The organism is Synechococcus sp. PROS-9-1 (assembly GCF_014279775.1).
Classification (GTDB): domain Bacteria; phylum Cyanobacteriota; class Cyanobacteriia; order PCC-6307; family Cyanobiaceae; genus Synechococcus_C.
Window position 1 is genome coordinate 766,118 of the sequence record NZ_CP047961.1, and the last position, 11,902, is coordinate 778,019.

An 11,902-nucleotide genomic window follows, 5' to 3' on the forward strand; every position below is an offset into this window, starting at 1 on the left:
CGGGAAACTGGTTCCACCAGTGGACTGGTCTTGGCCTTGCGAAGACGCTCAACAGGACTGCGAATAGCTGCAGGATGCGTGTGCAGTCTGCTGTTTTTAGGCGTCTCACCGCGTCCGTTGTGGGCTGCTTCTCAGCTGGAAGTGCAGATCGATGGCACGGTTATTCCATTTTCGATTGGTGATTTGGCGCTATGGGCGCGGTCTGATGGACGTCACCGCTCCGAGCTCAGTACTTGGTTCTCGTTGTTAGCGCCAGATAGTCGTGCAGGGGTTTTGGAGCTGCTTCAGGCTCCAGTGGTCCTTGATCGCAGCATGGCGCGCCAGCTGATGAATAGCTGGGCTGGCCGGCAATTGTTTGATCAATTTGCCGATTTAGTTCGGGTCGACAATGACAAGGAGGGGGTCATCGTTCGTCAAACGATTAACGACCTTCTAAGCCGACAGCAGCAGGTCTCGAGCTTGGATTTGCTTGAGGCTTTACCTGCGGACAGCGTTCGTCTTGATCTCGATCTCTTGCTCGAGCTGGCATCCAGTTGGCGGATGCAACTGGAGCGCCAACAAAATTTGGTGCGCAGTTTGGATCGTTTCCCCGTGACGGCCTCAGCTGCTGATCGTGCCGCTGTCTCCCCTCAAGACTCGGGCTCATTGTTGGAACCGCACTTGATCTCCTTAGCGGTCAGCCATCGCGAGGAGCCATTGGGGTTTCAGCTCTGGTTGCCTGGGGAGGGGTCCCCAAAACGAGAGCAATGGATGGTGCTGATGCCTGGATTAGGCGGTAGCCCAGATCATTTTCGCTGGCTTGGCCGCGGCCTGAGTCGTCGCGGTTGGGCCGTCTTGGTTCTAGAGCACCCGGGCAGCGATGACGTAGCGGTCCAAGCGCTATTGGAGGGGCGTCTCCCCCCTCCCGGTGTGGAAGTGCTTCCCGCTCGGCTGAAGGATCTTGATGCCCTGCTTAAGGCCCGTGATCAGGAAGTGTTTCAAGTGCCGGGTCAACGCTTGGTCCTGGCTGGCCACTCCCTGGGTGCCTTCAGTGCGTTGCTATCCACAGGTGCACGGCCGGCTCCAGGTCTTGCGCGGCGTTGCTCTTCGGTTTTGGGTGATTTACCGCTCAGCAATTTGTCGCGCTTGTTGCAGTGTCAGTTGGTCGATGTTTCGTTGCCAAAGCAAGTCGCACCCAAGGGTTTGTCGGCTGTGATTGGCTTCAACAGTTTTGGCAGCCTGCTCTGGCCTGCTGGCTCTCTTTCAAAGACCGTCAAAGTTCCTGTGTTGTTCACTGGCGGCACCCTTGATCTGATCACGCCGCCGCTCAGCGAACAGTTGGGTTTGTTGTTGGCAATGCCTGCCGATCCTTCTAGCCGCGTGGTGCTTGTTGAGGGGGCGAGTCATTTTTCCCCCGTGCGCGTTGAGGGGCAGAGGCAAGGTGGACGCGGTGAGGATCTCTTCCAGCTGGGTGAAGAGCTCGTGGGTGTTCAGCCGCTCCAGGTGCAAGCGCTCTTAGAGCAGGAGGTGGTGCAGTTTTTAGTGGAACAAGAACAGAGCAAAGCTGAGCATCAAACTCCTGCCAAGACGCTGCATTTGAAGCTTGGAGAGCTTCACCTTCATCGGCTCGATCGAGACGCGGCGCAAGCCCTCGTGGCTCAATAACGGATGCGCGGATCGAGCACGGCGACCAAGAGATCAACCGCCACGCTCACCATCACAACAAGGGCGGCAATGGCCACAACGATGCCTTGGACAACCGGATAGTCGCGTTGGTTGATGCTTTCTTGAAGGCGCATGGCAATGCCTGGCCAGGAGAAGGTCACTTCAATGAGCAGTGCTCCACCGATCAGTGATGCCACCGTGATCCCTGCAATCGTGAGCACGGGCAGCAGAGCATTGGGCAGGGCATGGCGCAGTACAACTTGGGTTTCACTCAGTCCACGGCTTCTCGCCGATTCCACATAATCCGACTTCAGGGTGCGGTTCAGATTGAGACGGAGCGCGTTGGTGAACACTCCACTTAGGAGGAGCCCCAAGGTGCCTGCCGGCAGCACGAGGTGTCGAATGGTTCCTTGAAGGGCAGACCAATTGCCGCTGATCATGCTGTCAAAGATCAGGAAGCCGCTGCCCTCTGGGGGAATCAAGCTGGGAGGGAATCTGCCGCCAACGGGCAGCCAGCCAAGCATGACCGCAAACACGAGTTGGATCAGCATGGCCGCCCAAAAGGGGGGTAATGCATAGGTTCCAATTCCATAGAAGCGGCCGGCGAGATCAAACTTTCCCTCGGGTCGGGCAATCCCGCTAAATCCCACGGCCAAGCCCAGAACGGCCGAGATAATTAAGGCGGTGATCCCTAGCTCCAGGCTTGCCGGGAGCGTTTTACTGATGATCGAACGGACCGGCTCGTTATTAATCAGGGCAACGCCTAAATCTCCGTGAACCAGTCCGCTGAGAAAATCTAAATATTGATTCCAGAGCGATTGATCGAGACCCAGGCTGCTCCTTAGAGCGGCTTTAGCTGCCTCTGGGGCCCTGCTGCCAAGAACGGCATCCACCGGGTCCCCTGGAGCGACACGGAGAAGCAGAAACACCAGGCTGGCGATCAGCCAAAGCATGAGCGGAGCTAGCGCGAGGCGCGTTGCGCAGTAGCGAAACAGCTCCCTTCCTCTTGCCATCAGCGTCGCTCACCGAGTTGGGCCAGATTCACCAGTCCGCTGCCGTTAAAGGTGGGAGGGTTCAAACGAAGCTGGGCCCAGGCTTTTGGAGCCACAAACCAGACCGGGATGTAAGGAACTCCTTGTGCTGCCATTGCATCCACGCTTGCTAGCTCTTGTAGACGTGCCTTGCCCTGAAGACTGTCGCTACGGCGCAAGGCGTCTTGGAGCCCTGGTTCGGTCCAGAACGTACCGCCATCCACGGCTTCACCCGCCTCACAAACATTCCCTTCTGAGCGCTTGCAACTGAGCAAGGGGGAGATGTAGGCCTCAGGATCTGGGTAGGAGCCACTCCAATCAAGAATCACCGCTTCGAATGATCCTTCGCTGAGCTGTTTGTAGACCGTGGTCGACTCCACTCCGTTGAGGGTCATTTGGACGCAGTTGGGCAGATCTCGCTTCAGCTGAGCTTGCCAGGTGAGGGCCATCAAACGATCGGAGGGAACGTTGGTGCGAAATGTGAATGGCACTTGCAGCCGACGGCCTGAGCAGTAGCCAGCTTGTTCAAACAACTTGCGGGCTGTTGCAAGGTTGTAGGTCGGCCAGGGCTCGGTTTTGCCTCCCCGCAAACTTGGGGGAATGAGGGAGCGCAATGGCTCTCTTTGGGTGTAGCTAACGCGGGCGCTGATCAACCGGCGATCCAGGCTGTGGGCGAGGGCCCGTCGCACGGTGTGACGTTGCATCGGCGGGCTGTTGGTGCGCAGGGTCACAAACGTGATGTTCATGGCCGGACCTTTGCTCTCGTGGAGCAGGGTCTTGTTAGCCCGTTCGCTCAAGGCCCGTTTCTGATCTTCATCGATGGAGTTCGACAGCAACACATCCACCTCGCCGCTGACGAGGGCTCCAAACAGTGCTGTGGAATTGCTGAGATTGATGAGGTCGAGCCCAACATTGTTTGGAGCTGCTCCCCAGTAGTTGCGGAAGGGGAGAAGCCTTTGCTGGGTATTGCGAAAGCTGTTGAGGGTGTAGGGCCCCGTTCCTACAAATCGATCATTCAGGAAACGATCGGCATAGTCGGCGTAGGCCTTTGGGGATACGGGGGTGAGATAAGGGGAGGTCAACAGGCTCTCGATCGAGCTGGAGGGCTGCTTGAGGCGCAGGCGCAGTTCAAAGCGCGTGGGCGTTTCAATTGCCGCAATCCGATCGTTCAGCAAATAGCGCTGGGAGCCGATGCGTAGGAAGCGCTTCAAGCTGAAGGCCATTGCTTTTGCGTCGAAGCGAGTGCCGTCGTGGAACAGCACATCGCGGCGCAAAGGGATGGTCAAGCTGAGACCGTCATCACTGAGCTCAGGCTTGGATGCGGCCAATTGGGGCTGAAGCTTTCCGTTGGTGCCTCGGATGTAGAGCGTGTCGCCGAGGGCACTCAAGACTTGCAAGACCCCTGTCGTGCTTGCCAGTGCTGGATCAAGGGAGGAGATGCGACCGGCGCTGGCCACCGTGAGTCGCTCGCTCTGGCGTTTGGGTTGGCAGGCGCTTTGGCTGAACGCAAGGGCCAATCCGATCAACACGCTGGCCTGAAGGCGAGAGCGACGGCGATCAGTCACGCAGCGATTGTTGATATCAACTGCCATTCAACGTCCTAAGGGCCCTGTCGTCCTTAGTCGATCTCTCCTTTAGGGCTGGAGATCTGTTCAAGCGCGACTTCAAACACAGGGCAACCATGGGAATCCAGGGGCCATTGGCGAATCCAACAACGGTCATGGTCGTCATCAATCCCGATGACTTGAAACGGACCTTCTCCTGAGCGGAGCTTGATGCAATCACCTTGATGAAGCGTCATGACAGACCGGGAACTCTGCTGATCGCAGTGTGATCCGAAGGCCAGTGTTCGTTCGTTCGACATGAACGGTTGAGAGCACAGATCTGCAAATGCAAATTTGCTCTGTAATAGTTCTTACAACTCTGCCTCATCTTGGTGCTTGGCCGCCAGGGGAAGGTTGGTGATGTGAACCTGCTCAAAGACAGCCGAGATGGGCATCCAGGCTTAAAACTCCTGGAAGTGCATGAATGGCTTTGAGCGCTGCACTCATTTGCCCATTTCCAACAACGTGCGTGATCACAACGATTTCAGCTCCCGCATCACCGGCTTCAAGCTGAACGATCGATTGAATGGAGACGTTGTGGTCGCCGAAGCAGCTGCCAATGCGGCCGATCACGCCTGGTGCATTCTCTGTTTTGAAACGCAAGTAGTTTCGTTGGCTGGTTTGCTCCTTGTTGGCCAGGTGGCAGGCGCGCCAGCTGGAGGCTGCGAGCAGGGGGTCGAGGTTTCCGTCTGCTGGTTTGAGTTGGCGAATGCCAGCAATGTTGAGGATGTCGGCAACCACGGCCGAAGCAGTGGGTCCTGAGCCAGCGCCAGGTCCGTAAAACATCACCCTTCCGATCGGATCCCCCTCAACCAAAATTGCGTTGTTCACCCCATTCACTCCGGCGAGGGGATGGTCATTGGGGACCAGGGTGGGTTGAACGCTGACCGCCAGAGGTAGGGAGGTGGGATGGCTGGGGTCGGGCTCCATGCTTTCGGCTACGGCGAGCAGCTTCACGCCGTAGCCCAACTGGGTGGCGTAATCCACGTCTCTGCTTTGCAGCGTGCTGATGCCTGCCGTGTAGATGCCATTGCGATCAATGGGTCCCCCGAAGGCCAATCCGGACAGGATGGCGATTTTGTCGGCGGCATCAAATCCCTCAACATCTGCGGCTGGGTCCGCTTCCGCGTAACCCAGATCCTGGGCGTCGCGAAGGACAGCGTTGTAATCCGCACCCTCCTCGGCCATCCGACTCAAGATGTAATTCGTGGTGCCATTGATGATTCCGCTCACGCGCTGAATGCGGTTGCTGCCGAGCGATTGCTTGAGCGGCTCAATGATTGGAATCCCGCCGCCAACGGCGGCTTCAATCAGCACGTAAACACCAGCGGCCGCAGCTGCTGAGGCAATCTCTTCGCCATGTCTGGCGATCACCGATTTGTTGGCGGTCACAACCGACTTGCCAGCAGAAATCGCGCGCATGATCAGGGTGCGAGCTGGTTCGATGCCTCCCATCACCTCCACCACAACGTCCACAGCTGGGTCGTCGACGACGGCTTCAGGGGATGTGGTGAGGATGCTTTCGTCTAGAGCAATGGGCCGTGAGCGGTTTCGATCTCTTACCGCCACACGTACCAGATCCAGATCAGCGATCAGAGGATGTCTCCCCTCTGGTGTCTGGAGAATGCTTGCCACTCCGGCACCCACTGTGCCGAGACCGAGAAGGCCGATTCCGATCCGGGTGGACATTGGTCAGGTTCCGTTTGCGTCGCTAATAAACAGACTCTATGGATCCACAGCCTCATTGGTGTTTTTAAGGGCAAGAGCCTGGGATTGCATCGCCCGCAAAATGTTCAAAAAGCCGTTGGCCCTCGAGGGAGTCAGGCTTGCTTGCAGGCCAGTCGCGGCAATGAAGGCAGGATTGACGGCTAGGACTTGATCAGGGGTGAGATCACTCATCCCTTTGATCAATAGGGCGAGCAGCCCTTTGGTGATCAAGGCATCGGACTCTCCTGTCCAGCACACGCGGTTGTCCTGGAGAGCGGCATGAATAAATACTTGAGACACGCAACCTTGAACCTTGCGGTCTTCGGTTTGCAGCTCTGCCGGCATGGACGGGAGCTTTTTGGCCAGCCAGAGCACGTACTCGTAACGCTTGCGTGGGTCTGGCGTGCCGCTAAGTCGATCTGCCAGGCGGTCTAGCTCCTCGCTTCCGTATTGGCTTGAAGAGCAGCGGGGTTCTGCCATGGACGGATTCAGCGATTCAGGCTGGGTTGGCGCACCTTACCCATCAGGCTGACAAGTCCGAGTAGGGCAGGGGCCCCCAGCCAGGCCAAATGCGGTAGCGCTGTGGATTGGTTTTGCGTTTGCACCACCTCGTCTAGCAAGACACTTCCCTGTCGAATCGGTAGTTCCAAATAGTCGCGATGTCCGGGGCCACCATCCACTTGCAAATCCAAGACGCCTTCAACCAGGTCCGGAAGTGTCAAGACCAGTTGTCCATTGGCTCCGATCTCACCGAGTTCATCTCCAGGGGTTCCATCGGCGTTGATCAGGCGCACAGCGGCACCTTCCACTGGCGCCCCTGTAGAGAAGCTGCTACTGAGCTCTAATTGGCCATCGAGATAACGCAGTGAGCTTTCGATTCCATGGGCCTGGGCCGGCTGGCCTGCCATGAATCCCACACCCAAAGCAGTGCAGGTGACCAGCAGGCGGCGTGAAAACACGGACATGGCAGCAGGCTTAGAAGATTTTCATCTTGCAGAATATCCGCCCTACTGGCTAGCCCTGCGCAAGCTGCAGCCTTGCTCGGTGATCCATCCATCCAAGGGCTGATCCCAGGGTTCTGCCGGTAGCAAGGTGGCATGGACGCACGCCTCTGGTAGGACGGCAAACGTCGGCAGCGTTGACCATCCCGGTTGACTGAGCAAGCGGTCATAGCAGCCGCCTCCATAGCCCAGGCGCATGCCGTTGCGATCGACCGCAAGGGCTGGGATGAGCAAGAGAGCTAGCTCGGTGGGCTTTAACGCTGGTGATGAGAGTGGGGCAGGTATGGAAAAGGCATCACCGCGAAGCTCTGTTGGCGATGGGGCCTCTCGCCACGAGTGATAGGTCACGCTGTAATCCGCTGCCGTTGCAGGCAGGGCCAGGGGTGCAGGCTGCAGTTCGGCCAGCAGGCGTAAATCGGGTTCCCCAGGAAGGGGCCAGGTGATTCCGATCGCTCCATGGCGGTGAGGAGGATCCTGGGCGTTCAGATGGGCGAGCACGCTCTCAACCAGGGAAGCATTCAGCCTTGGCATCAGCGCTTGGCGCAGGCGGCGGTATTCAGACCTCAGAGCCTTTTTATTCATGCGCTTCTATTCATCAGCTTGCTGCGCAGAGCGCGATGCAGTGGTCTGTTGCTGTGTTGAGTGGAGTATCGAGCCATTGCTGCAAATGGTTTGGGGTTGAGCTTTAAACCAATGACCTTGGCCACCACTTTGCAAGCACGTTGTGAGAGCGATGAGGGTCTGGCTGTTTTCTGGGTTCGAGAGGGTCACGGCTGAGGTAACTTCGCGATATCACAAAGATGAGGACTGATGAACAAGCTGAAAACTTGGCTGAAGCAGCTCAATGCTTATGCAAACAAGCATCTTCAAACTTGGGAGATTGAAAGAAAGCGCTGAAGAACTGCGGTCTTGAAGATTTGATCGTTGAGCTGCATGGTGATCTTTCCTGCTGTGCCTCCTTCTTGTCTAAAACCTGGATAACACGTTGCGTTGTAATGATGAAAGCCGTTTCCTTTTGTGCATCTCTGCTGCTGGCCTTGCCTATGGCTGCAGCTGAGAAGGGCGCATCGACCGCCCAAGGTGCTAGTCAACAGATGGCTACGGCTCAAGCGATGCGGAGTGTCCCCAAGGGGGCAACAGTTGTGGATACCACCTGCAAAGAAATTGGTGTTGGTGCATTCAACTATCGGTTCCAATGCGCAGTCCATTGGGCTCAATAATTAGAGCAGCTTGCACGTCCATTCTTGATCCCAGCCTGGGTGGTTTGGCATTTCGATCAGATGTAAACCAGGTCACCAAGTTGTTGCCTTGGTCTCTGTTCACGACGCCCTTGTGAGGATCGATTTACAGGTTCCAGCAAAGAGTTCTTTGCCAGTTAACAGATGACTTGACTGTCTCTCATCGGCCTTGCTTGTTCCCCCTAAAGTCAGTCTATTCCTTTGATTTGGAGGGGTGAATCAACGTTCCTACCGACTTCATGGGTTTGCTCATGGAATTGAATGAAGAGGATGCTCTGAAAGAGCTGATGCACCAGAAGTCATCGCAAACGCAAACTCAGACGATGGAGACCTTGCCTGAGGCAACGTCGAAATACCCGACCACGATTTGAAGATCTCCAGATTGAACTGCGTTGGCCAATACATCGCTGCGTGTTGTGAGCTGTTGAGCCGTTGCATTGGCATTGTTCTTGATGGCGTTCTCCAAGCTGTCTCCTGGTACCAAGTTGGCTCGAATCGGCTTGATCAACTGATCGAATAGTGGCGTGAGTGTTTTACTCGCTCGAGCGGCTTGAACAGCGCCACAATTGCTGTGGCCCAATACCAAGATCAAGGGCGTTTTTAAGACCGCAACGCCAAACTCGAGAGAGGCAATTCCCTCGTCAAAAGGAGTGTTGCCTGCGCTGCGAACGACAAACAAATCACCGGCAGCAGCATCAAAGATCCATTCCGGAGCAACTCTGGAGTCAGCACAGCTGATGATGGAAGCCCAAGGAGATTGAGACGCTTCCAGAACGCTTGCAGGAAGGAAGCAATTGTCTAACCAAAGGTTCGACATCACTTGTGCCCGTTCGTTCAAACTCGTTGCCTTGTTCTTCGCTTGCCAAGCTGCCGCAAACCGCGCATTTCCAGCGATCAGGGCCGTGAGTGAATCGTCTGGCCGGCAGGATCGAGCGGATTCCTTCGGCTCTAGAAACGCTGCTTCGGCCCTAGCCGGCTTGATCAACTGCATCGCAGCCGCGAGACCAAAAGCATTGAGCCCACCACGAAACAGAAAAGAGCGTCGATTGAGGGTCACGAAACCTGCTTGTTGTGATACTCAATTCCCAGGGTGCGGATCAAGACCCAGTGAGGATGATTTGCAAAGTTTAGACAGGGCTTTCCAGCCAATCACAGGTTTTGAAGTGCTGTGAACACACTAATTCCAAGCTGTTAGCGGCATTGATTTCAGTCAGGTTGGCTTGCATGGTGATGTTTACAGCCCATTTGTGAGCCTTAGGACCTTCTCTAGATCGACCGATGCCACCTATCAGCGTGAGCGATCCCTTTTTCAATCTCTTCATAATGAGAACCGATTTGGATCTTTACTCCTTCTGTTCACTGGTTTTTATCTCATCGATTCCGCGCGCTGGCGCGCTCATAGATGTAGGGGGCTTTTAGATCGATTCTGCGGCGAGATACAGCGAACCAGCAAATCCATCGCGTCGTTTTCGATCACCCCATAAACATTGCAGATCCCCATGTGTTTCCTTGTGATAGAGATCTTCTGCGAGCCGCACGAGATTTCCGCCGGTCTGCAAATAGTCATCGGCGCTCTCGTATCCATTGTTTTGGAGCCACTGCACGGTGAGGTTGATCGCAGTTTCTTCGACCCTGGTCATTGCACCGTCACGTCATCTTGACGTTCTACTCGGCTGATCACTTCAGTGCTGGGCAATAAAAAACCCCGCTGGTGGCGGGGCTTAACTCAATCGTTAGGAGAAGGACTCAATCGTCGCCTTCTTCCTCAGAACCCACAGGAATCAAGCGAATGGCTTTTTTGCCAAGCTTGATGGTGAATTCGTCACCAACTTGGAGATCGAGCATGGCGGTGTAAGCCTTGCCGATCAGAAGATTTCCGTTGCCTTGAACTGTTGCAACGTAAGAAAGCTTGCGTCCGCCTTTACCAACGCCAGCACTTCCGCCACCGAGGTCAATGCCTTTGGCATTGAGGAGAGCCTCATAAAAGGCGGTGAAATTGACCCGGTCACTGCCGTCTTTCTTTTTAGAGACGTAGCCACAAGCTGTGGCGAGATCAGTCTTGGATACATCGCCTAGGTCTTTTACCTTGGCGAGCAGGTCAGAACCGGTAAGCATTTGAAAATTGCGTTTCACTATTACTAACAAACTCCATGCCTACTAGTCAACTATTTGCCCATATCAGTTGTTTTTCCTCTTGCCTCTTTCTCTGGCCGAAAACGATTCCGATTCAATAGTTCTTCATCATGAGGGATGCTCCGACCCACTTTTATAAGTTGCCGCAGTGCTTTTGCGGTTTTGGGGATAATGCTCTCTCCCCAGAGCAGGGTCAGATGAAGATCTTGATTTTGATACCGGGCTCATTTGCGGCTTGATCCAGCCCGGTGGCTTACATCCTCATGGTGTGGGGCTGATGTGGTCGTTCCTTGTGCCGAACATCAATGGGATAAACAAGCGCGACGAATGGTTTCGGTTTGCCTTGACTACTAAGAAGGTTGTCAATTTGGTGGTTGCCTCGGTTGTGCTCAGTTGAGCGGCTGTTGTTACCAACCTCTCCGCAGCAGCTTGATCTCCGGAGATCAATTCAGCATCAGGATGCAGCTCACCAGGTCAGTTCAAGTCAATGGATTAGGCAGGCCTCGCGAATCCGTTGATCATTGCTTGCGTATCGCAACGGTAAAGACAGTGCAGCACTAAGTCAGGCTCTGCTCGCTCTGAAGTCAATATCGATGCGCTGAGGTTTGTGCTATCGCATGATGCATTGACTAAAAAGCTTGATGAGATCGTGCTTCTTAGCTCTAACGCTGCACGACAGCAATCAATCGCTATCGATTTTTACTCAGTGAGTGGATTTCAAGATTGCAGCGCTTTCCTCTGCGTGCTGTTTCAGTATTCAAAATCTGAGTGAGCGGCCTGTGCAGCTTGATCACATCGCCTGCCATCAAGCTTGCACGGGGTTTTGACACATTTTTGGGCAATAACTCGCTTTTTACTGCCCTTTTTGTGATATAGATCGCAAATCACGTCAGTGCTGGATGGTGACCGCATGACGAGGTTGTTGGGGTAGGCCAGTTTTGCTTCAACAGGCGTCGCTTGATCGCTCACGGGTGATCAAGCCCCTCAACCCAGCCTTAGTTTGATATCTAGCCCTGTCTTTGCAGTGGTTTCTCAGGTCAAAGTCTTGGCTGCAAGGCTGTAAGGCTGTGAATCAATGTTGAGCTCGCTCCTGGGGGAGAGCGATGCGTGATTCTCGGAATTTAATCGAGCAGCCATTCGGCCGAGTGGGTCGCTGGGCCCTCCGATTGTTTGCAATTGCAGTCAGGGGCGCAGGCTCTCCCCTGTTGTTTCAGGTCATCGATGGTTTCTGTCTCGAGATTTGATTAGAACCTGAGTTCCGCTGGTCAGTGAATGCCTGCACCAAAATCCACGACACAACCCAATGCCCGTTGCTGGGTTTGGTTCAAGGGCGATCCTCTCAAGACGGAGGGATGTTGGAAGGGGGGCTGGTACGGAGCTCCTTCCGTGATTGGAGGTGTGAGGATTGAGCATCACGATTATGTGCCGTGCAGGGTCCCGGAGTGGAGGGTGGTTTTCGCGGAGCCTGCTGATCTGCTATCACCTCCCTCTGTTCCAGATGATGCGGAGTGGAAGCTGTATCCCACTGAGCCTCAATGATCATT

The 11,902-nt window shown here is 55.1% G+C and carries 15 protein-coding genes; 4 read left to right on the forward strand and 11 right to left on the reverse strand.

Annotated elements, in window-relative coordinates; translation table 11 throughout:
• Positions 1-36: 36 nt before the first annotated feature.
• A complete protein-coding gene (locus tag SynPROS91_RS04070; RefSeq protein ID WP_370586793.1) occupies positions 37-1,644 on the forward strand; it encodes an alpha/beta hydrolase in 1,608 nt (535 codons plus the stop codon).
• Here the strand turns inward: SynPROS91_RS04070 and SynPROS91_RS04075 are convergent.
• The 7 genes from SynPROS91_RS04075 to SynPROS91_RS04105 all read right to left on the reverse strand — a co-directional run bounded on the left by SynPROS91_RS04075 (position 1,638) and on the right by SynPROS91_RS04105 (position 7,569).
• Complete coding sequence (locus SynPROS91_RS04075; RefSeq protein WP_186518626.1) at positions 1,638-2,657, reverse strand: ABC transporter permease; 1,020 nt, start codon at positions 2,655-2,657, stop codon at positions 1,638-1,640. The two genes, SynPROS91_RS04070 and SynPROS91_RS04075, sit on opposite strands and share 7 nt — an antisense overlap.
• Positions 2,657-4,267 (reverse strand): ABC transporter substrate-binding protein, encoded by a 1,611-nt coding sequence (locus tag SynPROS91_RS04080; protein ID WP_186518627.1) that lies wholly within the window; start codon positions 4,265-4,267, stop codon positions 2,657-2,659. The genes SynPROS91_RS04075 and SynPROS91_RS04080 overlap by 1 nt, the downstream gene beginning before the upstream one ends.
• A 26-nt stretch (positions 4,268-4,293) precedes the next feature.
• A complete protein-coding gene (locus SynPROS91_RS04085; protein WP_370586783.1) occupies positions 4,294-4,476 on the reverse strand; it encodes a hypothetical protein in 183 nt (60 codons plus the stop codon).
• 175 nt (positions 4,477-4,651) lie between these two features.
• Positions 4,652-5,968, reverse strand: coding sequence for a homoserine dehydrogenase (locus SynPROS91_RS04090; RefSeq protein ID WP_186518631.1), 1,317 nt, complete (start codon positions 5,966-5,968; stop codon positions 4,652-4,654).
• 36 nt (positions 5,969-6,004) lie between these two features.
• Positions 6,005-6,466 (reverse strand): SufE family protein, encoded by a 462-nt coding sequence (locus SynPROS91_RS04095; protein WP_186518633.1) that lies wholly within the window; start codon positions 6,464-6,466, stop codon positions 6,005-6,007.
• A gap of 8 nt (positions 6,467-6,474) precedes the next feature.
• A complete protein-coding gene (locus tag SynPROS91_RS04100) occupies positions 6,475-6,951 on the reverse strand; it encodes a hypothetical protein (protein WP_186518635.1) in 477 nt (158 codons plus the stop codon).
• A gap of 42 nt (positions 6,952-6,993) precedes the next feature.
• Positions 6,994-7,569 carry a 5-formyltetrahydrofolate cyclo-ligase gene (locus SynPROS91_RS04105; protein ID WP_186518637.1) on the reverse strand — a complete coding sequence of 192 codons (576 nt, stop codon included), beginning with the start codon at positions 7,567-7,569 and terminating at the stop codon, positions 6,994-6,996.
• Positions 7,570-7,904: 335 nt separating this feature from the next.
• Between SynPROS91_RS04105 and SynPROS91_RS12070 the strand changes: the two genes are divergently transcribed.
• Positions 7,905-8,207 carry a hypothetical protein gene (locus tag SynPROS91_RS12070; protein WP_255439924.1) on the forward strand — a complete coding sequence of 101 codons (303 nt, stop codon included), beginning with the start codon at positions 7,905-7,907 and terminating at the stop codon, positions 8,205-8,207.
• A 334-nt stretch (positions 8,208-8,541) separates the two neighbouring features.
• On the opposite strand, the gene SynPROS91_RS04110 is transcribed toward SynPROS91_RS12070, so the two are convergent.
• The 4 genes from SynPROS91_RS04110 to SynPROS91_RS04125 all read right to left on the reverse strand — a co-directional run bounded on the left by SynPROS91_RS04110 (position 8,542) and on the right by SynPROS91_RS04125 (position 11,327).
• Entirely contained in the window at positions 8,542-9,282 is a 741-nt protein-coding gene (locus tag SynPROS91_RS04110) for a carbonic anhydrase (RefSeq protein WP_186518639.1), read from the reverse strand.
• Between the two features lie 358 nt (positions 9,283-9,640).
• Positions 9,641-9,865 (reverse strand): hypothetical protein, encoded by a 225-nt coding sequence (locus tag SynPROS91_RS04115; protein ID WP_186518641.1) that lies wholly within the window; start codon positions 9,863-9,865, stop codon positions 9,641-9,643.
• A 106-nt stretch (positions 9,866-9,971) separates the two neighbouring features.
• Positions 9,972-10,340, reverse strand: a complete 369-nt coding sequence (locus SynPROS91_RS04120; protein WP_186519435.1) for an AbrB family transcriptional regulator — start codon at positions 10,338-10,340, stop codon at positions 9,972-9,974.
• A 768-nt stretch (positions 10,341-11,108) separates the two neighbouring features.
• A complete protein-coding gene (locus tag SynPROS91_RS04125) occupies positions 11,109-11,327 on the reverse strand; it encodes a hypothetical protein (RefSeq protein WP_186518643.1) in 219 nt (72 codons plus the stop codon).
• A gap of 134 nt (positions 11,328-11,461) precedes the next feature.
• Here SynPROS91_RS04125 and SynPROS91_RS04130 point away from each other — a divergent pair, with 134 nt between their 5' ends.
• Together SynPROS91_RS04130 and SynPROS91_RS04135 are read left to right on the forward strand one after the other, a co-directional pair.
• A complete protein-coding gene (locus SynPROS91_RS04130) occupies positions 11,462-11,602 on the forward strand; it encodes a hypothetical protein (protein WP_186518645.1) in 141 nt (46 codons plus the stop codon).
• Positions 11,603-11,630: 28 nt separating this feature from the next.
• Positions 11,631-11,897, forward strand: a complete 267-nt coding sequence (locus tag SynPROS91_RS04135) for a hypothetical protein (RefSeq protein WP_186518647.1) — start codon at positions 11,631-11,633, stop codon at positions 11,895-11,897.
• The last annotated feature ends 5 nt before the right edge of the window (positions 11,898-11,902 follow it).

Excerpts from the sequence above, each read along its gene's own strand:
- SynPROS91_RS04085 (WP_370586783.1), bottom strand. The coding sequence starts at position 4,476 with ATGACGCTTCATCAAGGTGATTGCATCAAGCTCCGCTCAGGAGAAGGT.
- SynPROS91_RS04090 (WP_186518631.1), bottom strand. The coding sequence starts at position 5,968 with ATGTCCACCCGGATCGGAATCGGCCTTCTCGGTCTCGGCACAGTGGGT.
- SynPROS91_RS04120 (WP_186519435.1), bottom strand. The coding sequence starts at position 10,340 with ATGCTTACCGGTTCTGACCTGCTCGCCAAGGTAAAAGACCTAGGCGAT.
- SynPROS91_RS04095 (WP_186518633.1), bottom strand. The coding sequence starts at position 6,466 with ATGGCAGAACCCCGCTGCTCTTCAAGCCAATACGGAAGCGAGGAGCTA.
- SynPROS91_RS04115 (WP_186518641.1), bottom strand. The coding sequence starts at position 9,865 with ATGACCAGGGTCGAAGAAACTGCGATCAACCTCACCGTGCAGTGGCTC.
- SynPROS91_RS04130 (WP_186518645.1), top strand. The coding sequence starts at position 11,462 with ATGCGTGATTCTCGGAATTTAATCGAGCAGCCATTCGGCCGAGTGGGT.
- SynPROS91_RS04135 (WP_186518647.1), top strand. The coding sequence starts at position 11,631 with ATGCCTGCACCAAAATCCACGACACAACCCAATGCCCGTTGCTGGGTT.
- SynPROS91_RS04105 (WP_186518637.1), bottom strand. The coding sequence starts at position 7,569 with ATGAATAAAAAGGCTCTGAGGTCTGAATACCGCCGCCTGCGCCAAGCG.
- SynPROS91_RS04080 (WP_186518627.1), bottom strand. The coding sequence starts at position 4,267 with ATGGCAGTTGATATCAACAATCGCTGCGTGACTGATCGCCGTCGCTCT.
- SynPROS91_RS04075 (WP_186518626.1), bottom strand. The coding sequence starts at position 2,657 with ATGGCAAGAGGAAGGGAGCTGTTTCGCTACTGCGCAACGCGCCTCGCG.
- SynPROS91_RS04100 (WP_186518635.1), bottom strand. The coding sequence starts at position 6,951 with ATGTCCGTGTTTTCACGCCGCCTGCTGGTCACCTGCACTGCTTTGGGT.